Below are 20,988 nucleotides of genomic sequence, written 5' to 3' on the forward strand. Positions count from 1 at the left end.
AAAGGACAACATGAACGGACGAACAATGACCTGTGGGACGACCGTAGCCTTGGCGGCCGGCGCCCTTTTGCTGGCCGGCGCTGCATCGGCTCAGCAAAACCAGGGCTCGGCGACGACCCGGTCGCTGAACACCGCACCTGCCCAATCGACCTTGACGCCTCGCCCCAACGCCCAGCCCCCGCTGAGCGCGGCACAGCGTCCACAGGCGGCGCTCCCGCAACCTGCCCGTCCCCAGACCTCTCGTGCCCGGACGACGGCGGCCGACCGCACCCTGGAAGACCTGCTGGGAGCCACCGGCGAGGAGGGCGTTGAAACCTCTGAAGGTCAGGTGGGCGTCACCCTCGAGCCCGGCCAGACCGAGCCGGATCCCATCCCGATGACGCTCGGCTACTATGTCCGGGGCGACAAGGACTGCGAACAGGTCTGGCCCGGCGAGGGCGATCTGGCCTTCCTGACACCGACTGCCTTCACCCTCGACTACGGCGGCTGCGAGCCCGGCCAGTTCCTGCAGACCGGCCCCAACAGCTGGGACGAGGAACAGCGCTGCCGGACCGAGATGGGCGGCGACGCCGGCGCCTACAACGTCACCTACGAAGTGCTCGGCACCGATCAGATCAAGCGCACCGCCCGCTTCGGTGACGACGTCGATGCGGCCGAGGACGATCTGTGGAACTTCTGCCGGCTCGCGGACGTGCCCGAGAACGCCCGCTTCGGCTCCTAGCCGGGCGACGGCGCCGCAACAGGCGCAGCCGGAGGCCGGATCTCGAACATCGGCAGGAAGAACTGCAACAGCGGCCCGTTCGACAGGGCGTAGGCCACCGTACCGACCCCGATCGTGCCGCCCAGCATCCAGCCCATGACGAGGACCAGCCCCTCGATCCCCATCCGCACCCAGCGAACCTCCCAGCCGGTCACGCGCACGCCGCCGGTCGTCAGTCCGTCGCGAGGCCCCGGCCCCAGGCCTGCGCCGATATAGGCCCCGGTCGCCACCCCGTTCAGCAGGATGGCCCCGACCAGGAACCCGATCTGCAGCCCCAGGCCCTGGATCTCCGGCAGGAAATAAAGGCTCACATCCGCCGCCGTGCCGATGACCAGCACATTGCAGATCGTGCCCACGCCCGGCTTCTGCCTCAGCGGGATCCAGATCAGAAGGACCAGCGCCCCGACGATGTTGACGATCAGGCCCAGGCTGAGCCCGGTCAGTTCCGACAGTCCCTGATGGAAGACACTCCAGGGATTCAGGCCCAGGTCGGCGCGGACCATAAGGGCCAGCGACGCTCCGTACAGAAGCAGGCCGATCTGGAGCTGGATGAAGCGACGGATGAACATGCGGCTACGCTAGACCAACCGGCCTTGTAATCCATAGCCACTTTGGCGACGATGGCCTCATGTCCGGCTCCGTCGTCAATCTGAACAGTCTGTCGCGTCATCTCGGCGACTGGCGCGCCGCCGGGACGAAGGACGTCGCCTGGCGCAGCCTGGCCGACGCCCTGAAGGGTCTGGTGCTGGACGGGCGGTTGCCGCTGGACGCGCGCCTGCCGGGGGAGCGCCGGCTGGCCGAGGCCCTGGGCGTCAGTCGGATTACGGTCAGCGCCGCCCTGGACAGATTGCGGGCTGACGGCTTCCTGACCAGCCGCGTCGGATCGGGCACCTTCACGGCCCTGCCCTTCAGCCGGGCCGAGCGGCTGGAGGGGCTGTTCCACGTCGCGCCGGGCCCGGAGGTGGTCAATATGGCCACGGCGGTCCTGCCGGCCGGGGCGCATGTGCATTCGGCCTATGCACGGGCGCTCGACTCCCTGCCGCCGCACCTGCCGGGGCATGGCTACGACCCCGTCGGCCTGTTGCCCATGCGACGGGCGGCTGCGGAGGCCTATGACCGCGCGGGTCTGCCGACGCGGCCGGACCAGATCGTGGTGACGGCCGGGGCCCAGAACGGACTGGCGATCCTGCTCAGGGCCTTCGGACGTCCCGGTGACGCCGTGGTGATCGACCACCCGACCTATCCCCATGCCATCGAGGCGATCGTGCGGGCGGGGATGCGGCCTGTGCCGGTGGCTTTGGCGCCCGGCGGCTGGGACATAGACGGGCTGATCGCCACGATCGAGCGGGTCCGGCCCCGCCTGGTCTATCTGCTGGGGGCCCATCAGAACCCGACCGGCCATGTCATCGCGGCTGAGGACGAAGCAAAGGTGGCCGAGGCGGTCGCCCGGGTCGGCAGCCTGATGGTCATGGACGACACCCAGCGCGAGCTGTGGTTCGACCGGCCACCGCCCCCGCCATCCGTCCCCGGTCCGCACGTCGCGCGGCTTGGCTCCATGAGCAAGACCTGGTGGGGCGGGCTGCGGATCGGCTGGATCAGGGCCGAGGTCGAGGTGGCGGATGCCGCGGTACGCGCACGGGCGTCGCTGGACCTCGGCGCGGCTGTGATCGAGCAACTGGCCGCTGCGCACCTGCTGGTCGGCGACCAGTCGCCGGTGGTCGAACGTCGGCGGCTGCTGGCCGGGCGCGAGGCGGCGCTGTATGCACGCCTGGCAAAGGTCCTGCCGGACTGGAAGACGACGCGGCCGGTGGGCGGCCTGTCGCTCTGGGTCGCCCTGCCCCGTCCGTCGGTCGCCGCTCTCGTGGTCGAAGCCCGGAAGCGCGGCGTCATCATCGCGCCCGGCACTCGGTTCGGCGTGGACGGCGCCTTCCAGCGGTTCGTCCGCCTGCCCTATTGCCTGCCCGAGCCCGAACTGGAGGCAGCCGTCGATATGTTGGCGGAGGCCTGGGCCGATGTCGGAGCCCGTCCGGCCCGGCGGACCCAGGCCCCTGAGCCGGATGTCTTCTAGAGCCTGATCAGGCGGCCGCCAGCCTGTGTTCCGGGGCGAATCGGGCGTCTTCCCCGACCACGTCGACCCGCTCACCCGCATAGATCCGGTCGATGACCTCGGCCGGTACCGGCCGGCTGGCCAGGTAGCCCTGGAACTCATTGCAACCGGCAGCGGCCAGGCGAAGCCATTGGTCCGCCGTCTCGACGCCTTCGGCGATCACCCTCATGTTCAGTGAGCGGCCCAGCTGGACGATGCTGGAGACCAGGACATCGGCCGATTTCGATCGCCCCATGTCGATGACGAACGACCGGTCGATCTTGATCTTCTCGATGGGGAAGCGGTTCAGATAGGACAGGCTGGAATAGCCCGTACCGAAATCGTCGATGGCGATCGAGAATCCGGCCTCTCTCAGATTCCTGAGCTGGCTCGTCGCACCCTGTCCGCGGTCGACCAGAATCCCCTCGGTGAGTTCGAGCTCGATGCCCGACGGGCTGACACCGGTGTCGCGCGCGAGCGCAAGAATCCGGTCGGTGAAGCCGGGATCACGCAGCTGAAGCGCGGAGATATTGACGGCCATCTTGAGGTCCGGCCATCGCAGACTGTCCTCGAAAGCGCGCCTGATCGTAAAGGCTCCCAGCAACTCGATCATCCCGCTCTCTTCTGCCAGAGGCACGAAGACCGCGGGCGAAACCGGTCCGAACTCGGCCGAGGTCCAGCGCACGAGGGCCTCTACCCCCGTCATGGCGCGACCGCGGTCGACCTGGGGCTGGTAGACCATCGTCAGAGCTCCGGCCTGAAGATCGCGGCGCAGGGCGTTCTGAAGACCTCGCCGGCGACGCAGGACCTCGTCCATCCCTGGATCATGGATCGCGAACCGCGCCCGTCCCTCGCGCTTGGCCGAGACCAGGGCCAGCCCCGCCTTGCGCAGCAGGTCGCCGGGCTCCTGATCCGTCGGTTCCGCCAGACCCACGCCGATACTGCTCGTCAGGGTGAAGCGCCCGATCGACAGGGCATAGCGCTTGGCCAGCGTCTGCAGAATCCGGTCCGCGAAGGCAGCCGGGTCGGCCCCCTCATCGATCACCTGGAGCACCGCGAATTCGTCACCGTCCAGGCGGAAGCACATGTCCTCGGCGCGCTCGAGACGACGCAGTCGCCGCGCGACGGTCCGCAGCATCTCGTCCCCGACGGAGTGACCGCTCAGATCGTTGACTTCCTTGAAGTTATCCAGATCCACACAGTGCAGGGCATAACGCAGCCCGCCACTCGCCCGGGCGGCGAAGATGGTTTCCAGCCGGTCTTCCAGCGCCCGGCGGTTGCCCAGCCCCGTCAGCTTGTCGTGGGAGGCGATATGAACCGCCCGCTGTTCGCTGGCCACGACAGCGCGCGTGGCGGCGTGCGCCTTGCGGTAGGAAATAAGCGCGATGGCCAGCAATCCGGCCAGCAGGACCAGCGTCATCGGCAGGAATTTGCGCAACAGCGCGCCTCCTGGACGCTCCGGCGTCCAGTCCAGGGTGGCCACCACCGTCCCCGTTGGCCCCGGGATGCCCACGTGAGCCTGGTCCGGCTCCGAGCGAGCATCGGCCAGGTGCAGGTGGGCGTCGGCCAGCATGTAGCGGTCCGCGAAGGCGTCGACGAACGCCTGATCCATCTTGTGACCGGTCACGACGATCGGGGCGCGGCGACCGAGGATTCGGGCCGTTCCGAAATCCGGCTGCACCAGGGTCGCGGACAGGATGAACAGGTCCGGTCCGATCCTGGCCGTGGTGTTGGCGACGATAGCGACCTGTGGCGATGCGGCCGACGGCGCGGCCGCGGCGGCCCGTGATGCCTCCGCCTGCCGGACCTTGCCGATGATCCCCGACACCGACGGCTCAAGGTCCGCGAACCCGGAAGTCGCCACGTCGCGACCCTCCTCCATGGCGTAAATCGGCCGGTCGTCGGCATCGAGCACCCACGAGAACTCGAGTCCGTCGGTGGCGTACGGAAAAGTGCCGATGTTGTCGCGCGCCCAGTCCCGGTCGAACCGGTTGTCCAGATTGGCGACCGCATCATCCCACACAGCCAGAGGGACGACCGACCGGCCGAGCTCCACCACCCGGGACGACAGGCCGTTGGCGACGACGACCTGCTCGCGCGCCTTGGCGACCCGATCGAAATCCTCCGACATGCGCAGCAAGGTCGCTGCCAGCAGGGCGATCGCGATCCCGCCGCCTGCCGCGACGGACCAGAATAGATTTCTCGCCTTTGCGCGCTGTGGCAACGGCCTGTCCCCTTGTTCGGGGGTCGACCGTAGAGCTCGGACCCTAACAGGGTTCTTTCAGGAATGGTGAACGGCTGGAGCAGGCCAGCTGTTCATTCCGTCGCCTGGGCTTCGGCCGCCTCGAGGAACGGGTAGTCGGTGTAGCCCCTGGCCCCGCCGCCATAGAAGGTGGCCTTGTCAGGCGTGTTGAGCGGAGCGTTCCGTTTCCAGCGCTCCACCAGATCGGGATTGGCCAGGACCGGCACGCCCACGCTGACCAGGTCGGCGCGACCCTCGGCGATGGCCGCCTCGGCCAGTTCGCGCGTCAGGCCGCCGTTCAGCATGACGGGACCGCCAAAGGCCTCGCGCATCCTCGCCGCCAGCTTCGGCGCGCCGTCCCAGCTGGCCATGGGCGTGCCGGGCTCGCCCTCGATGACGTGCAGATAGGCCAGACCGAACGGCTTGAGCGCTGCGGCCGCATGGACGAAGATCGTCTCAGGGTTGGAATCCTGCGTCCCGTTCGATCCGTTGGACGGCGACAGGCGCAGTCCGACCCGGTCCGCGCCCCAAACGGCGACCACAGCGGCCACAACCTCGAGCAGGAAACGCGACCGGTTCTCGACCGAGCCGCCATAGCTGTCGTCGCGCTGGTTGGACCCGTCCTTCAGGAATTGATCGATCAGATAGCCGTTCGCACCGTGCACCTCGACCCCGTCGAACCCGGCCTTCCTGGCCTGTTCGGCGGCGTGGGCGTAGTCGGCCACGATGGCCTTGATCTCCTCAACCGCAAGTGCGCGAGGCGTCTCGAACGGGGTCATCGAGAAATCACGCTTCATCGCATTGCCGACTGCGGCGATCGCGGAGGGCGCGACGGCCTGTCCGCCGTCGGGCTGGTAGTCCGGTATCGACACCCGGCCGACATGCCAAAGCTGGGCGACCATCTTGCCGCCCCTGGCATGGACGGCGTCCGTGATGGCCTTCCAGCCGGCGACCTGTTCGTCGGTGAAGATGCCGGGCGTGTTGGGATAGCCCTGACCCGACTGGCTGATCTGGGTCGCCTCGGAAATGATCAGGCCGGTCGAGGCGCGCTGGGAATAGTATTCGACCGCCAGGGGGTTCGGTACCTCGCCCGCAATCGCGCGGCTGCGGGTCAGGGGCGCCATGACGATCCTGTTCGAGAGGTGGATCGCGCCGAGGTCGATGGGGTCGAAGAGAGTCGTCATATGAAACACCTAGTGTTACGTTAACCGACAGGTAAGCATCGCCCGACGCAGGCGCAACAGGGACAGGCCCGGAACCACCGGGCGGCGTCGGGTTTGCTAGACAGGGAAGCAAACGCCTGAGACGGTCCCGATCCGGGACGCGCGGAGACTGAAGACGTGGCCATGTTTGAGTTCGGCAAGGATCTGAGACGCCTCTTCGTGCAGGCGCGCGAGAGCGACGACCTCGGCTGGCTGGAGCTGATCGGCGTCAACCTCCTTGCGAGAGAGGCCAAATCCCTGACGACCGACGGGGGCCGCGTCTCTTGCCTGCGTCCGTCCCAGACCTGGCATCGCGCCTCGGTTCTGTGGCGTGAGCACGCCCGCCGCACTGGCGCCCCGGACAGTATCGCTCGCGCCCTGACCACGGCTGAAGACGCCGTGAAGGCCGCCCGCACCGAGGACGAGCGCGCCCGCGCCCTCCTGGCGGGGGCCCAGGCCCTGATCACGAAATTCGACCTGTTCGGCGACCGCGACGCCGTGGCCCAGGCCGGCGAGATGGCGCGCGACGCCACGTCGAAGCGGCTGCCGACCCTGGCCTCCTGCGCCGGCGTCCATGCCCGCATCCGCGCCCGTCAGGCCCGGCTCAGCGAGAAATCGACGGATCGTCAGGACGCCGCCGCCCTGATGGACGCGGCCCTGCACGCCCTGACAAAGCACAATCCGCTCGAGGCCGACGACCTGCGACTCGACGCCGCCGCCCTGGCGCTGGAAGGCGGCATCATCCAGCGCGATGCCCGCCTGCTGGACCAGGCCGGCCGTGACCTGACCGCGCTTGTCGAGGCCTCGTCGCCGGACACCCGCCCCCTGACGCGCGCCCGCGCCCTGGCGCTTTGCGCCGCCGGTCTCTCGGCCCTGGCCGCCATGGCGAACGACGACGCGGCGATGAAGACCGGCCACGAGATGTTCGAAGCCGCCGCGGACCAGTTCTTCGTCGATCACAGCCCGCTGGACTGGGTCGCCATCCAGATCGCCCGCTCCATCGATCCTTCCGCCCCCATCGCGCCGATCCGCCAGTCCGTGGCCCTGACCACGGGCCGGGGCACGATCCTCGGCGCGCTGGCGCTGGACCTGCTGGTGGCGCGCGAAATCGATGCGGCGGCAACCGCCGGCGACCTGACCGAACTCACGCGGATCGAGACCCGCGTCCGCCGCCGCCTCGCCGACCGTACCGGCGCCCCTCCGGCCATCGACTGGGCCGTCGACCAGATGGCCATGGCCCGCCTCATGATCGCCCGCAGCGAGCTGATGGGCTCCGACCCTGATCAGGCCGCCTTCGTCCTGGCCGAAGCCGCCGAGGCCGCGCGTGACCACGGCGTCGCCGTCATCGCCGACCGCGCCCGAGGGCTGATGATGGGGCTTCCAGTCCGGGCCTGAAGTGCCGCAGTCTGAGGCCCCCTACCCGCCCATTGCCACGAACGCCCCGTTGAGGAACCCCGGCTTGGCATAGGCCAGCGGCTGGCCGTCCGCCCCGAGCACCCGCCCTCCAGCCGCTTCCAGCACCGCCTGGCCCGCCGCCGTATCCCATTCCATGGTCGGGCCGGTGCGCGGATAGGCGTCGAACCGGCCCTCGGCGATCAGGCAGAACTTCAAGGACGAATCCGTCCCCTGCCATTGGGTGCAGCCATGTCGGGCGGCGAGGCGGACGGCCTCCTCGTCGGTGACGCTGTGGCTGAGCAGGGCGAATCCCTCGTCCGGCCGGTTGCGCACCCGGATCGCGCGCCAGGCGTCGCCATAGCGCCGCATCTGGGCCCCGCCGCCGGGCGCGGTGCGCCAGGTCAGGGCGGTCGCCGGTGCCGAGACGACGCCGACGGTCGGACGGTTTCCCTCGACCAGGGCGATGTTGACGGTGAAGCTCTCCTTGCCCTGGACGAACCCCTTGGTTCCATCCAGCGGGTCGATCAACCAGAACCGCTCGGCCGCGCTCTCCGGCTTGCCGTCCGCCTCCGACTGTTCCTCGGCCACGGCCTGGACCTCCGGATAGAGGGTGGCGAGGCGCGACAGGATCAGGGCCTCGGCCTGCCGATCCGCCAGGGTCACCGGGCTGTCGTCGGCCTTGGAAAAGACCTCTCCGCCGGCTCGCCAGAAGGGCAGGATGACCGCAGCGGCTTCCTCCGCGATCGCAGCGAGATGATCGTGAAGAGCGCCGGAGGCGAGGTCGGAAGCAAGTCTGTCGGTCATTCGCCGGGGGATAGACCATCGCGGACGGTTTCGCGAACCGGCAAATCACGCCAGCCTGCCGATCAGATCCACAGTTCTCGACGAGCCAGACCCCCGCATGACCGACGCCGCCTTTTCCGCCCCGTCAGAACTGCCGGTCGACGGCCAGGAGCTGGCCAGCCTGATCGCCGCCAAACTCTGCCACGACTTCATCTCGCCGTCGGGCGCGATCATGTCGGGCCTGGACCTGCTGAACGACCCGACCGCCCAGGACATGCGCGACGACGCCATGGGACTGATCGCCGACAGCGCGAAGAAGATGGTCGCCCTGGTCCAGTTCTGCCGCGTCGCCTTCGGGGCCGCCACCACCGCCGAGCGGTTCACGGGCGCCGAACTGACCGCCCTGGTCGACAACGTCGTCTCGGGGGGTCGGGCGACCCTGGCCTGGAACCTCGGGGAAGGCGACTTCGGCAAACCCCAGGCCCGCGCCCTGGTCAACCTGGCCTATCTGACGGTCGGCGCCCTGCCGATGGGCGGTGCGGCGACGGTCGCCGTGCGCCGCGAGGGCACGCAACTGGTGATCGAGGGCGTCGCCGAGGGCGCGAGGGCCCGGCTCAAGGCCGAGGCGGCGACCGGTCTGGCCGGCCTGCGCCTGACCGACGGTCTCGCGGGTCAGTGGATCCAGCCCTACTGGCTTTGGCTGACAGCTGATCAGGCGGGCGGAACCCTGTCCGTCGAGGCTGTGGAAGGCCGCGTCGCCATGACGGCGCGGATGCCGTCTTAATCCCGAATCCCAACGCCTCGTTAACCGCCCGGAAGCGATATTGGCGGATGAAGCGGCGGGTGATTCCGGCCGCTGGGAGACAACCGCGTTGGACATCCGCACCTGCCTGATCGTCGACGACAGCCGGATCATCCGGAAGGTCGCGCGTCGCATCGTGGAAGGTCTCGGCTTCGAGGTCGATGAAGCGGCTGATGGTGTCGAGGCCCTGTCCTACTGCGCCGGCATGATGCCCGACGTCGTCCTGCTCGACTGGAACATGCCGGTGATGGACGGCCTGACCTTCCTGCGTCGGCTGCGCGCCACCCCCGGCGGCGACCGGCCCAAGGTCCTGTTCTGCACCATAGAGACGGCCCCTGATCGTATCGCCGAGGCCCTTTCGGCAGGGGCCGACGACTACGTCATGAAACCGTTCGACAGCGAGATCCTGCACTCCAAATTCTCCGAAGTCGGAGCGGTCTGAAGCCCGTCATGACCCGCGCAGCAGCCGTCACATGATCCAGGACGACTTCGACCGTCTGCAGGCCCTGATGGTCTCGCGCGCCGGCTTCCGGCTCGGGCGCGACCGTATCCATCTGGCTGAGCATCGACTGGCGCCCGTCGCCCGTCGCGAGGGCTTCGACAGCGTCGACGACATGCTGGCCAGTCTCTGGGCCAAGCCCGTGGCCAGCCTCGGCTGGGCGGTCATCGAGGCCCTCTTGAACCCGGAAACCTGGTTCCGTCGCGATCGCGCCGTGTTCGATACCTTCGCCGGCGAGCTTCTGCCCGCCATCGGCGGTGCCCGGCCCGAGGGACTGGTTCGGGTCTGGTGCGCAGGCTGCTCGCATGGACAGGAGCCCTATTCCCTGGCCATGGCGGCGCTCGACGCCGGCGCCAATGTCGAGATCGTCGCCACGGACCTGTCGCAGCGCGCCGTCGAACGCGGGCGCTCGGGCGTCTACACCGCTTTCGAGATTCAGCGTGGCCTCTCCGCCCGGACCATGCTCGACTGGTTCGACCCGGCGGACGACGCCTGGGTGGCCAAGCCGGCCCTGCGCGATGCGGTCCGCTTCGCGCGCCACAACCTTCTGGACGCGCCATCCGACGCCGCCCGCTTCGACGTCATCCTGTGCCGCAACATCCTCTCGGAGATGGACCCCGCCAAACGCGGCCAGGTCGTCGACGGCCTTGAGCGACGGCTGGTGGACGACGGCGTCCTCATCCTGGGCACCGACGAGCGGATCGATGGCGACACCGTCGCGTTCCGCCCCGTGACCGGCCGCAAGGGACTGTTCGTCAAGGCGCCGTCCGCCCTCAGCCGCGCCGCCTGATCCCGGTCGACACAACCCCGTCTGCCCCCCTATGGTCCGGGGAACGTCGAGGGGGATTGACGATGCGTTGGGCTCTGTTCCTGGGATCGCTGGCGGTCGCCCTGCTGATCGGTGTCTGGGCTCTTCAGGTCCCTGCTCCGCGCGGACCTGAAACCCCCGCCGTCGACTTCTCCGCCGCCCGCGCCATGACCGACGTTCGCGCCATCGCCGCCCGTCCCCACCCGGTCGGATCGGCAGACCATGCGCGTGTTCAGCAATATCTCTTCGGTCGGATGGCGGCCCTGGGCCTGAACCCGGCTTTGCAGGCCGGGGCCCTTTCCCCGGAGACCGTGAACCGGCTGACCCAGTGGGGCGGCGATCCCGCGGCGGCGGGCAACCAGGCGGTCAATATCGTCGGCGTCCTGCCCGGACGGAATCCGACTGCCGCCGCCGTCCTGATGATGGCCCACTACGACAGCGCCTGGGACTCTCCCGGCGCGGCCGATGACGGCGCCGGCGTCGCCGCTGTTCTTGAGGCCGTACGCGCAATCAGGGAGCGTGGCCCGGCGGACCGCAGTCTCGTCGTCCTGCTCACCGACGCAGAAGAACTGAATCTCGACGGCGCCCGCATCTTCTTCTCCGAACATCCTCTTCGCGACCGCATCGGCGCAGTGGTCAATCTGGAGGCCAGAGGCGGCGGCGGACGCGCCTTCATGTTCGAGACCGGGCGTGGCAACGAGGAGACCATCGACCTGTTCAGCCGGGCGGCGCGCCGTGCCGACGGCGGGGCCTCTTCCAGCTCCCTGTCGATCTTCGTCTATGAGAACATGCCGAACGGCACCGACTTCACCATCCCCAAGAACCGGGGCATCGGCGGGGTCAATTTCGCCTTCATCGGGCGACCGTCCCAGTATCACTCCCCGACCGCCACCCCGGACAACCTCGATCAGGGCGCGGTGCAGCACATCGGATCCCAGGCGCTTGAGGCGACCGACGCCCTGCTCCGGGCCGACGCCCTTCCCGTTGCGGGCCGCAACGTCGTCTACGGCGACTATCTCGGCCTGTTCACCATCGTCCATTCGCTCGAACTCGGCTGGACCCTTCTGGCGATCACCGCCGGACTCGGCGCCTTCGCGGCCTGGGGCGCGCGTCATGCTACCCGGCTGACCGCGGCCGACGTCGGACGCGGCATGCTGTCGGGCCTGTGGGTCCTGGCCATGGGGATCGTGATCGCCGGCGGCGTCCGCGTACTGGCCGGACCGCTCTCGTCGCGGGCCGAGTCCGCCGACGTCTACTATACACTGCTGCGTCGTCTGCCCTGGATGGAGGCCGGAACCGGTCTGGCCATGGCCTCGATCGCCCTGGCCCTGCTGGCCGGACGACAGGCCCTCGGGCCGAAACTGCTGGCCGGGGTCGTCCTCGCGGCGGTGGTCGCCAGTTTTGCGCTGGGCGGATTCGATCCGGTCATCCTCGGCGCCGGCGGCGTCGCCATCGCCCTGACCGCCTGGCCGCAGAGTGCGCCGAAAACCGTCTGGGGCGGCTGGCTCGGCCTGATCGCCCTGATCTTCGTCCTCGGCTGCGTGGTCCAGGGCGCAGCCCCTGAAGCCGCCCTGATCCTGATCTGGCCGGGCCTGCTCGCAGCGGCGGCCGCAGGCGCCTGCGCCCTGGTCGGCGCCCGTCTCGAGAGCCCCCGCTCCCTTATCCCTGCGGTCGTCGCCACCGTGATCGGCGGGGCCTGGATCCTGAACCTGTCGCACCAGGTCTTCCTCGGCGTCGGCATGGACCTGCCCGGCGTTCTGGCCCTTATGACCCTTCTGGTCCAGCTGTTCCTCGCCCCGCTCGCCCCGCGCGCCAAGGGAACGCTCGCCGCCGCGGCGGCGGCCTGCCTGATCCTGGCCTGCGGTCTGTCCCTGACCGCGCGCTTCGCCGAGCCCGCGCCGCCGCCTGCGGCCGACGGGCCCACTTAGGACGCCGCTAACCCTGCCGTTTAAGCGGAAGGCAAAGCCGCTGCGGTAACAGGGTCGCCATGAACCTGATCCACGCCCTCCAGGACAACACCGATCCCAACTCGCTGGTGTCGCGCTTCCGCCGCGCCCGAGCGAGGCGGATCGTCGCTCTGATCACCCGGATTCACGCCGAAAAGGGTGAGGTGAACATCATCGATCTGGGCGGGGAGGCGAACTACTGGACCCTGTTCGATCCCCAATTCCTGCAGGCATCGAAGGTGCGGATCACCCTGGTCAATCCGGGCGGGATCGACGAGGTCGCAGACCCTCGCCTGTTCACGGTCGTCGACGGCGACGCCTGCGCCCTGCCGCAGTATGCCGACCACGCCTTCGACCTGGTCCACTCCAACAGCGTCATCGAGCACGTCGGCGACTGGCCCCGAATGGAGGCCTTCGCCGCCGAATGTCGTCGCCTGGCCCCGCGCTACTACGTCCAGACGCCCTATTTCTGGTTCCCGGTAGAGCCCCACTTCTCGGCCCCCTTCTTCCACTGGCGTTCGGAGCAGAGCCGCGCCCGCTCGCTGCTCAGGCGTCGCCACGGCTTCTCGCAAAAGGCGCCCGACATGGGCGCGGCCATGCGCGACGTCCAGCACGCCCGGCTGCTGGACAAGGCCCAGTTCCGCTTCCTCTATCCGGACGCAGTCCACCATGACGAGGTCGTCGCCGGCCTGACCAAGTCCCTGATCGCGGTCCGCGACCCCACGTCCCACTGACGCCGGGCGCAGCGTAACCTTCGCGCGGTGACGGCCGAAGACGGTCCCGAACCCCGTGGAGAGGACCCCATGTCGCGCAGTCCCCGAGCTATCGCCCTTGCCTCCGACCTTCGCCGCCGCCTGACCCTGTTCGCCGCCGTCGGAGTGGTCGCGGCGGCCCTGATCACCGGTCACATCACCACCCGTTCGGCCGAGGCCGCTGTGCCCGCCCCACCGCCCTCCGGCGACCTGACGGTGGTGGAGCTCTTCACCAGCCAGGGCTGCAGCTCCTGCCCGCCCGCCAATGACAATCTCGTCCGGCTGTCGGCACGCCCCGACCTGCTGACGCTGAGCTTCAACGTCACCTACTGGGACGACCTGGGCTGGCCCGATATCTTTGCCAGACCGGCCTATACCCAACGGCAGAGGGACTATGAACAGGGCCTCGGAACCGACAACGTCTGGACGCCCCAGGTCATCGTCGACGGCCGTTCCCATGTCGTCGGCCGGCGGATGTCGGACATTGAGCGCCTGATCGCCGCCCATCGCCCCTTCACCGGGCCGACGGTGGTTTTCCGCGGCAGCGGCGTGGGCCTGGCCGGCGGTTCTTCGGTCTCAGCCCCCGCCGACGTCTGGCTGGTTCGCTACGAGCCCCGACCAATCAACGTACCGGTGGCGCGCGGAGAGAATGGCGGCCGTACCCTCCCCCACGCCTCGGTGGTGCGCGAACTGGTCCGTCTGGGGTCATGGTCCGGCGGCCGCGCCCGAGGATTCGGCCTCCCGGCGCCCGGTCGCGACGGACTCCTGACCGCCGTCCTCGTCCAGGCGCCGAACGGCGGACCGATCCTGGCGGCGGCCAGGGGCTGACCTGACGACGCCTGACGACCGGCCTCCCGCCCTTGGCGTCACCCGTCCGTGGCCGCTAGAGAACGCCCGTCAAGGGGGACCAGTATGTCACTATCGATCCGGACGCACGTGCGTCGCTTCACGCTCATCACCTTCGCGGCCCTGGCCATCTCCGCCTGCCAGGACGGCAAGGCTGAGGCCTCCGCCGCCCGCCCCGCCCAGGACCGCGGCGACTTCGTCGTCCGCCCGGCCGTGCTGGAAAGCGATGACTACACCGAGCTGGCCGCCCAGCTCAGCGAGGAGCGCTGGCTGGAGGACATCGCCGACGTTCTGAACGAGAGCCTGATCCTGCCGGTCGATATCGGCATGCGCTTCGCCGAATGCGGCGAGAACAACGCCTACTACGTCCCCGAGGATCGCGAGATCCAGATCTGTATCGAGATGTTCGAGGGTGAGCGCGAAACCTTCGCCGCCTACTATGAGACCGAGGAAGAGATCGAGGACGCCGTTAACGGCTCCTTCCTGTTCACCGTCTTCCACGAGGTCGGCCATGCCCTCGTCGACGTGCTCGACATCCCGTTCACCGGTCGCGAGGAAGACGCCGCCGACAGCCTGGCCGCCTGGTGGCTCATCGACGGTGATGACGGCGAGGAATCGGCCATCTCGGGGGCCCTGAGCTTCTATACCGACCCTGAAGAAGCCGCAGAGATCGACGAAACCGAATTCGCCGACGAGCACTCGCTGAGCCAGCAGCGCTACTACACCCTGACCTGCCTAGTTTACGGCTCGGATACCGAGAAATACGCCAACCTGCTCGAAGAGGAATGGCTGACCGAGGCGCGCGCCGAACAGTGCCCGGCCGAGTTCGAGCGCCTGACCCGCACCTGGTACACGCTGCTGGACGCACACCTGAAATCAGACGAGTCCTGACGTCCTCATCCCAGCCGTTGCCGCGCGCCGGAATGCGCGCAATGGTCAAGCTTGATCATCGCGGGGGCGACCATGACAGTCTTCAAGGCAGAACGCGGCGTCCGCGGCGGCATTCAACGAGCTGCGCTCTCGGCCCTGCTGGCGCTGGGGCTTTTCGCGGCTGCCGTTCCGGCCGCGGCCCAGGATGACTATGAGGATGAGGGTGATTTCTACATCACCGACGCGGAGAACGTCACCGACGACGGGCTGCAGGAAGTGCTGGAAGGCCTGGAGGAGGACGAGTTCCTCGAAGGCATCGTCGAAGGACTGAATGACAGCCTGAACCTGCCCGTCGATATCAGCATCAATTTCAAGCAGTGCGGCGAGGAGAACGCCTACTACAGCCCCGATGAGACGGCGATCACGGTCTGTCTGGAGCTGTTCACCGAGCCGCGCGAGAAACTGGCGGCCTTCTACGACAATGATGAGGACACCGACGCGGCGATCCGGGGCTATGCCCTCGCCATCATCTATCATGAGGTCGGCCACGCCGTGGTCAACGTCATGGAGATCCCGATCACCGGCCGTGAAGAGGACGCCGTCGATCAGTTCGCCGTCTGGTGGCTGTCCGACAATGACGAGGGTGACCTGGCTGTCATCGACGCCGCACTCGGCTTCTATGAGGACCCGGACGGAGACGCGCGCACGGGCAGTGACGAGGACTCCCTTGCCGACGAGCATTCGCTGAGCCAGCAGCGCTACTACAATTTCCTGTGCTGGGTTTACGGCTCGGACACTTCGGCCCACGCCGATCTGCTTGAAGAGGAATGGCTGACGGCCGCCCGCGCCGAGCGCTGCGAGGCAGAGTTCGAGCAGCTCAACACCAGCTGGTATGTCCTGATGGAAGGACGGCTGAAGTCGTAACGCCTCAGCGCGAGAGCGCTTCAGGCGGCCGGGAAACCGGGCCCGATACGCCAAAATCGGTCGCACCATTCCGGATGCGGCCGCCGTTCCAAAAAGAACATATTGGCAACCGGAACAAACCGTGCACATAGTCCGGCTCACAGGGAGTGGGTCACGGTCATCGGACCGAAGGCGGGCCTCTCCCCAGGGTCTCAACGGGAATCATGGCAAGGGAGAGTGGCAAGGTGGCATCGCAGGCGGCATTGAAATTGGTGGGCAAGGACGACAGCGACAAGCAGCGCGCGCTGGAGGCGGCGATCGCGCAGATCGATCGCGCCTTCGGCAAGGGATCGGTCATGAAGCTGGGCAAGGGCGGGATCGCCGACGTCATCCCTTCGGTATCCACCGGCTCGCTGGGTCTGGACATGGCGCTGGGCATCGGCGGCCTGCCCCGCGGACGGGTGATCGAGGTCTTCGGCCCTGAATCCTCGGGCAAGACGACCCTGGCCCTGCACACGGTGGCCGAGATCCAGAAGTCGGGCGGCACGGCCGCCTTCGTCGACGCCGAGCACGCGCTCGACCCCGGCTACGCCCAGAAACTGGGCGTCAACCTGGACGACCTTCTGGTCTCCCAGCCCGACACCGGCGAGCAGGCGCTGGAGATCGTCGACACCCTGGTGCGCTCGGGCGCCGTGGACATCGTGGTGGTCGATTCCGTCGCCGCCCTGACGCCCCGCGCCGAGATCGAGGGCGAGATGGGCGACAGCCTGCCGGGTCTTCAGGCGCGCCTGATGTCCCAGGCCCTGCGCAAGCTGACCGCCTCCATCTCCAAGTCAAACTGCATCGTCCTGTTCATCAACCAGATCCGCCACAAGATCGGCGTCATGTACGGCTCACCGGAAACGACGACGGGCGGCAATGCGCTGAAGTTCTACGCCTCGGTCCGTCTGGATATCCGTCGCACCGGCGCGATCAAGGACCGCGACGAGGTCGTCGGCAACACGACCCGGGTGAAGGTCGTCAAGAACAAGGTCGCCCCGCCGTTCCGCGAGGTCATCTTCGACATCATGTACGGCGAGGGCATTTCCAAGCTGGGCGAGATCATCGACCTTGGCGTCAAGGCCGGGATCATCGAGAAGTCAGGCAGCTGGTTCTCCTATGACTCGACCCGGATCGGTCAGGGCCGCGAGAACGTCCGCGCCTTCCTGAAGGCCAACCCCGACATGGCGGCCGCGATCGAGGACAAGGTGCGCAAATCCACCTCCAAGATCGCCGAGGAACTGCTGGGTTCGCCCGAGCCCGACGAAGGTCAGGACCTCGAGGGCTGATCCGGACGCTTCGAACGCTTCGGACGGTGTTTGACCGTCCGGATCGACAGAACACTCCGCCCGGCCGGTCCCTGCGACCCGCCGCCGACCCCCGCGGGGCTCGGGTCGGGCGGAGCCGCCCGCCCGGCTCGTCCGGGCGGGCTCTTTTCCTTTGCGATCAGGCGAACGCCCTCACCTGCCGACCAGGGGCTCAGCCTCGCCGTCCCATGGCCCGCTGCAAGCCCGGCCGCACCCTCAGGAACGCCAGATAGAGCTGTTCGAGACCAGCCAGCACACGCCGATTTCTCGCCAGCCGGCCAAGAGGAGCCAGCACGGGGATCGCCCGCCACATCGCCGCAAAGGCCTCGGCGCCGGAGACCAGCCGCCCGTCCTCCCGCGCATGAAAGCGGCTGAGCAGTTCGGTCCGGTCAATGGGACAGTACCCTTCGCCCGAAGCCACATCGGTGAAGACGATCGCACCCTTCCGATCGAGACGCCGCAGCAGGGCGATTTCCCGTCGGCAAAGCGGGCAGTCGCCATCGAACCAGACTTCAAGCGTGGACATGGCCCAGCATAGCACCGCGACCCGGTCCTTGGCCCGCGTCATGCCGCCGCCCCGGAACATGATCGATCCCGGCGCGTCCGCGTTTCAGGTCCCGAACCACGCGTGAATCATGCTCGCGCTTGAATCCGGAGCCTGATCCACGGCATCAGGCTCCGGATACCCGTCTTCCACCCGCCGGCGCTTCATCCGCCGAGGAGAGTCCCATGGCCGCAGACATTCCGACCCTGACCCAGTTCAACCTGGCCGAAGGCGACGACGGCTACCTGCTGGAGATCGGCGGCAGCGACGGGGCCGTGCTTCGCGTCGCCGCCAGCGCCGAACAGATCGACGCCATCATCGAGGCCCTCGACGCCCTCCTGTCGGACGAGGATGACGCCGTGGACGGGTTCGACGACGCCGACTGACCGCGAGCGGCCGGAAAACCTTGGCTCACGGCCTCGCCGGTCTCTATATGCGCCTTCCCAATTCCCTGACGCGCAAACGACTGAACCGCCCATGGCCAGCCTGAAACAGATCCGCTCGACCTTCCTCGACTACTTCGCGGCCGACGGTCACACGAAAGTCCATTCGGCTCCTCTGGTGCCGCAGAACGACCCGACGCTGATGTTCGTCAACGCGGGCATGGTGCCGTTCAAAGACTATTTCACCGGCGCCGCCGTGCCGCCCTACCCGCGCGCCACTTCCTCCCAGAAGTGCGTTCGCGCCGGCGGCAAGCACAACGATCTGGACAACGTCGGCTACACCGCGCGCCACCTGACCTTCTTCGAGATGCTGGGGAATTTCTCCTTCGGTGACTATTTCAAGGAACACGCGATCGACCGCGCATGGACCCTGGTCACCAAAGACTATGGCCTTGATCCGAAACGCCTGCTGGTCACCGTCTACATCGACGACGATGAGGCCGCCGCGATCTGGAAGAAGGTCACCGGCTTCGGCGATGACAAGATCATCCGAATCGCCGGCTCCGACAATTTCTGGGCCATGGGCGACAACGGTCCCTGCGGCCCCTGCACGGAGATCTTCTGGGACTACGGAGACCATATCGCCGGCGGCCCGCCCGGCTCGCCGGACGAGGACGGCGACCGCTATGTGGAGATCTGGAACAACGTCTTCATGCAGTTCGAAAAGGAGAACGACGAGATCGTTCGCAAACTGCCCAAGCCCTCGGTCGACACCGGCATGGGCCTGGAGCGGATGACCTCGGTTCTTCAGGGCAAGAATTCGGTCTTCGACACCGACCTGTTCCAGACCCTGATCGCCGCCTCCGAAGACGCCACCTCGACAAAGGCTGAAGGCGACCGCGCCGCCAGCCACCGCGTCATCGCCGACCACCTGCGCTCGTCTTCCTTCCTGATCGCCGACGGGGTGACCCCGTCCAATGAAGGCCGCGGCTACGTCCTGCGCCGCATCATGCGCCGCGCCATGCGCCACGCCCACCTGCTGGGCGCCGCTGATCCCCTGATGCACCGCCTGGTCCCGACCCTGGTCGACCAGATGGGCGAGGCCTTCCCCGAACTCGCGCGCGCCCAGGCCTCCATCGAGGACACGATGAAGCAGGAAGAAATCCGCTTCCGCACCACCTTGGGCCGCGGCATGGGCCTGCTGGACGAGGCCACCTCGGGCCTGCCGGAAGGCGGCGTTATCTCGGGACAGACCGCCTTCACCCTCTATGACACCTATGGCTTCCCCCTGGACCTGACCCAGGACGAGGCCCGTCGCCGGGGCCTGTCGGTCGACAATGACGCCTTCGAAGCCGCGATGGCGCAGCAGCGCGAGCGCGGCAAGGCCAACTGGAAGGGTTCGGGCCAGACGGCCTCGGCCGGCGAGTGGCTGTCCCTGCGCGATCGCCTCGGCCCGACCGTCTTCACCGGCTACGACGCCATCGAAGGCTCCGGCGAGGTCCTGGCCCTGGTCCGCGACGGCGAATCCATCGACACTCTCGAGCCCGGCCAGACCGCAGAGGTCCTGTTCGACCAGACCCCCTTCTACGGCGAAGGCGGCGGCCAGACCGGCGATCGCGGCGAGGTCGAATGGACCGACGCCTCCGGCCAGCAGGGCTTCGGCGTCGTTCTCGATGTCCAGAAACACGCCGGCGGCGATCTCTACGCCCACAAGATCGAGATCGAGTCCGGCACCCTGACCATCGGCGCCCGCGCCCAGCTTCGCGCCGGGGCGGAACAGCGCCTGACCACCCGCGCCAATCACTCCGCGGCTCACCTGGTGCATGCCGCGCTGAAGAATGTGCTCGGCCCGCACGTGGCCCAGAAGGGTCAGCTGGTCGACGCGGAACGCATGCGGTTCGACTTCAGCCACAATGCCCCCGTGACCGAGGACCAGCTGGCCGCCATCGAGACCGAGGTGAATGCGGTCATCCGCCAGAACGTCCCCGTCACGACCCAGCTGATGACGCCCCAGGATGCCATCGACGCCGGCGCCGTGGCTCTGTTCGGCGAGAAATACGGCGACGAGGTCCGCGTGGTCACCCTCGGTCGCGCCCTGACCGGCGACAACAACGGCCCCTACTCTGTCGAACTGTGCGGCGGCACCCACGTCGCCCGCACCGGCGACATCGCCCTGTTCAAGATCACGGGCGAGACCGGCATCGCCGCCGGCATCCGTCGCGTCGAGGGCGTGACCGGCGAGGCCGCGCGCCAGTATCTGCTGGCCCAGGCCGGGGTGGCCCGCACGCTGGCGCAGTCGTTCAAGGTCCAGCCCCTGGACGTCCCTGCCCGCGTCGAAGCCCTGTCGGCCGAACGCAAGGCGCTGGAGAAGCAGGTCGCCGACCTGAAGAAGCAACTGGCCCTCGGCGGCGGTGGCGCCTCTGCCAACGCCGCGCCGGAAGAGATCAATGGCATCAAGCTGATCGCGCGGATCCTCGACGGCGTTGACGGCAAGGGCCTGCGCGGCGTGGCCGAGGAGTTCCGCACCCAGGTCGGCTCCGGCGTCGTCGCCCTGATCGGCGTGACCGACGGCAAGGCGGCGATCACCGTCGCCGCGACGTCAGACGTCACCGACCGTGTCAACGCGGCCGACCTCGCCCGCGCCGCCGTCATCGCCATGGGCGGCCAGGGCGCCGGCGGCAAGGCCGACTTCGCCCAGGGCGGCGCCCCGGACGGGTCAAAGGCCGAGGATGGTCTGGCGGCCGTGCGGGCTGCGCTGGCGGGCTGAGAATTCTCATCTCCTCCCCATTCGCGAAGGCGAATGGGGAGGTGGCTCGAAGCG

At 68.2% G+C, this 20,988-nt stretch carries 19 protein-coding genes; 14 read left to right on the forward strand and 5 right to left on the reverse strand.

Annotated elements, in window-relative coordinates; all coding sequences use genetic code 11:
* Positions 1-10: 10 nt before the first annotated feature.
* Entirely contained in the window at positions 11-721 is a 711-nt protein-coding gene (locus Q0044_RS11235; protein ID WP_298162267.1) for a hypothetical protein, read from the forward strand.
* Here Q0044_RS11235 and yczE read toward each other — a convergent pair.
* On the reverse strand, positions 718-1,329 hold the full coding sequence (yczE, locus tag Q0044_RS11240; protein WP_298162268.1) for a membrane protein YczE: 612 nt from the start codon (positions 1,327-1,329) through the stop codon (positions 718-720). The two genes, Q0044_RS11235 and yczE, sit on opposite strands and share 4 nt — an antisense overlap.
* Positions 1,330-1,388: 59 nt before the next feature.
* Between yczE and yczR the strand changes: the two genes are divergently transcribed.
* Positions 1,389-2,828 carry a MocR-like transcription factor YczR gene (gene yczR, locus Q0044_RS11245; RefSeq protein WP_298162269.1) on the forward strand — a complete coding sequence of 480 codons (1,440 nt, stop codon included), beginning with the start codon at positions 1,389-1,391 and terminating at the stop codon, positions 2,826-2,828.
* 7 nt (positions 2,829-2,835) lie between these two features.
* Here the strand turns inward: yczR and Q0044_RS11250 are convergent, their stop codons facing one another.
* Entirely contained in the window at positions 2,836-5,070 is a 2,235-nt protein-coding gene (locus Q0044_RS11250; protein ID WP_298162270.1) for a putative bifunctional diguanylate cyclase/phosphodiesterase, read from the reverse strand.
* Between the two features lie 92 nt (positions 5,071-5,162).
* A complete protein-coding gene (locus Q0044_RS11255; protein WP_298162271.1) occupies positions 5,163-6,272 on the reverse strand; it encodes an alkene reductase in 1,110 nt (369 codons plus the stop codon).
* 162 nt (positions 6,273-6,434) lie between these two features.
* Between Q0044_RS11255 and Q0044_RS11260 the strand changes: the two genes are divergently transcribed.
* The gene (locus Q0044_RS11260) at positions 6,435-7,685 is read left to right on the forward strand and encodes a hypothetical protein (protein ID WP_298162272.1); all 1,251 of its coding nucleotides are present in this window, start codon (positions 6,435-6,437) and stop codon (positions 7,683-7,685) included.
* Between the two features lie 21 nt (positions 7,686-7,706).
* On the opposite strand, the gene cysQ is transcribed toward Q0044_RS11260, so the two are convergent.
* Positions 7,707-8,489 (reverse strand): 3'(2'),5'-bisphosphate nucleotidase CysQ, encoded by a 783-nt coding sequence (gene cysQ / locus Q0044_RS11265; RefSeq protein WP_298162274.1) that lies wholly within the window; start codon positions 8,487-8,489, stop codon positions 7,707-7,709.
* A gap of 97 nt (positions 8,490-8,586) precedes the next feature.
* Between cysQ and chpT the strand changes: the two genes are divergently transcribed.
* The 9 genes from chpT (at position 8,587) to recA (ending at position 17,222) form a co-directional block, all read left to right on the forward strand.
* On the forward strand, positions 8,587-9,252 hold the full coding sequence (chpT, locus tag Q0044_RS11270) for a histidine phosphotransferase ChpT (protein ID WP_298162275.1): 666 nt from the start codon (positions 8,587-8,589) through the stop codon (positions 9,250-9,252).
* A gap of 94 nt (positions 9,253-9,346) precedes the next feature.
* Positions 9,347-9,712: a response regulator gene (locus Q0044_RS11275; RefSeq protein ID WP_298162411.1), complete on the forward strand. Its 366-nt coding sequence runs from the start codon at positions 9,347-9,349 to the stop codon at positions 9,710-9,712.
* 31 nt (positions 9,713-9,743) lie between these two features.
* A complete protein-coding gene (locus Q0044_RS11280; RefSeq protein ID WP_298162276.1) occupies positions 9,744-10,559 on the forward strand; it encodes a CheR family methyltransferase in 816 nt (271 codons plus the stop codon).
* Positions 10,560-10,621: 62 nt separating this feature from the next.
* Entirely contained in the window at positions 10,622-12,505 is a 1,884-nt protein-coding gene (locus Q0044_RS11285) for a M20/M25/M40 family metallo-hydrolase (RefSeq protein ID WP_298162279.1), read from the forward strand.
* Between the two features lie 59 nt (positions 12,506-12,564).
* On the forward strand, positions 12,565-13,257 hold the full coding sequence (locus Q0044_RS11290) for a class I SAM-dependent methyltransferase (protein WP_298162281.1): 693 nt from the start codon (positions 12,565-12,567) through the stop codon (positions 13,255-13,257).
* Positions 13,258-13,326: 69 nt separating this feature from the next.
* Complete coding sequence (locus tag Q0044_RS11295; protein WP_298162282.1) at positions 13,327-14,103, forward strand: DUF1223 domain-containing protein; 777 nt, start codon at positions 13,327-13,329, stop codon at positions 14,101-14,103.
* An 84-nt stretch (positions 14,104-14,187) separates the two neighbouring features.
* Positions 14,188-15,012, forward strand: a complete 825-nt coding sequence (locus Q0044_RS11300) for a DUF4344 domain-containing metallopeptidase (protein ID WP_298162284.1) — start codon at positions 14,188-14,190, stop codon at positions 15,010-15,012.
* Between the two features lie 72 nt (positions 15,013-15,084).
* The gene (locus Q0044_RS11305; protein WP_298162285.1) at positions 15,085-15,915 is read left to right on the forward strand and encodes a DUF4344 domain-containing metallopeptidase; all 831 of its coding nucleotides are present in this window, start codon (positions 15,085-15,087) and stop codon (positions 15,913-15,915) included.
* A 224-nt stretch (positions 15,916-16,139) separates the two neighbouring features.
* A complete protein-coding gene (gene recA / locus Q0044_RS11310; protein WP_298162287.1) occupies positions 16,140-17,222 on the forward strand; it encodes a recombinase RecA in 1,083 nt (360 codons plus the stop codon).
* Positions 17,223-17,412: 190 nt separating this feature from the next.
* Here recA and Q0044_RS11315 read toward each other — a convergent pair whose 3' ends face one another.
* Positions 17,413-17,826 (reverse strand): thiol-disulfide oxidoreductase DCC family protein, encoded by a 414-nt coding sequence (locus tag Q0044_RS11315; protein WP_298162289.1) that lies wholly within the window; start codon positions 17,824-17,826, stop codon positions 17,413-17,415.
* Positions 17,827-17,969: 143 nt separating this feature from the next.
* Between Q0044_RS11315 and Q0044_RS11320 the strand changes: the two genes are divergently transcribed.
* Both Q0044_RS11320 and alaS read left to right on the forward strand, forming a co-directional pair.
* Entirely contained in the window at positions 17,970-18,170 is a 201-nt protein-coding gene (locus tag Q0044_RS11320) for a hypothetical protein (RefSeq protein WP_298162290.1), read from the forward strand.
* A 91-nt stretch (positions 18,171-18,261) separates the two neighbouring features.
* Positions 18,262-20,934: an alanine--tRNA ligase gene (gene alaS / locus Q0044_RS11325; protein ID WP_298162291.1), complete on the forward strand. Its 2,673-nt coding sequence runs from the start codon at positions 18,262-18,264 to the stop codon at positions 20,932-20,934.
* Positions 20,935-20,988 lie beyond the last annotated feature (54 nt).

The organism is Brevundimonas sp. (assembly GCF_027484365.1).
Taxonomy (GTDB): Bacteria; Pseudomonadota; Alphaproteobacteria; order Caulobacterales; family Caulobacteraceae; genus Brevundimonas.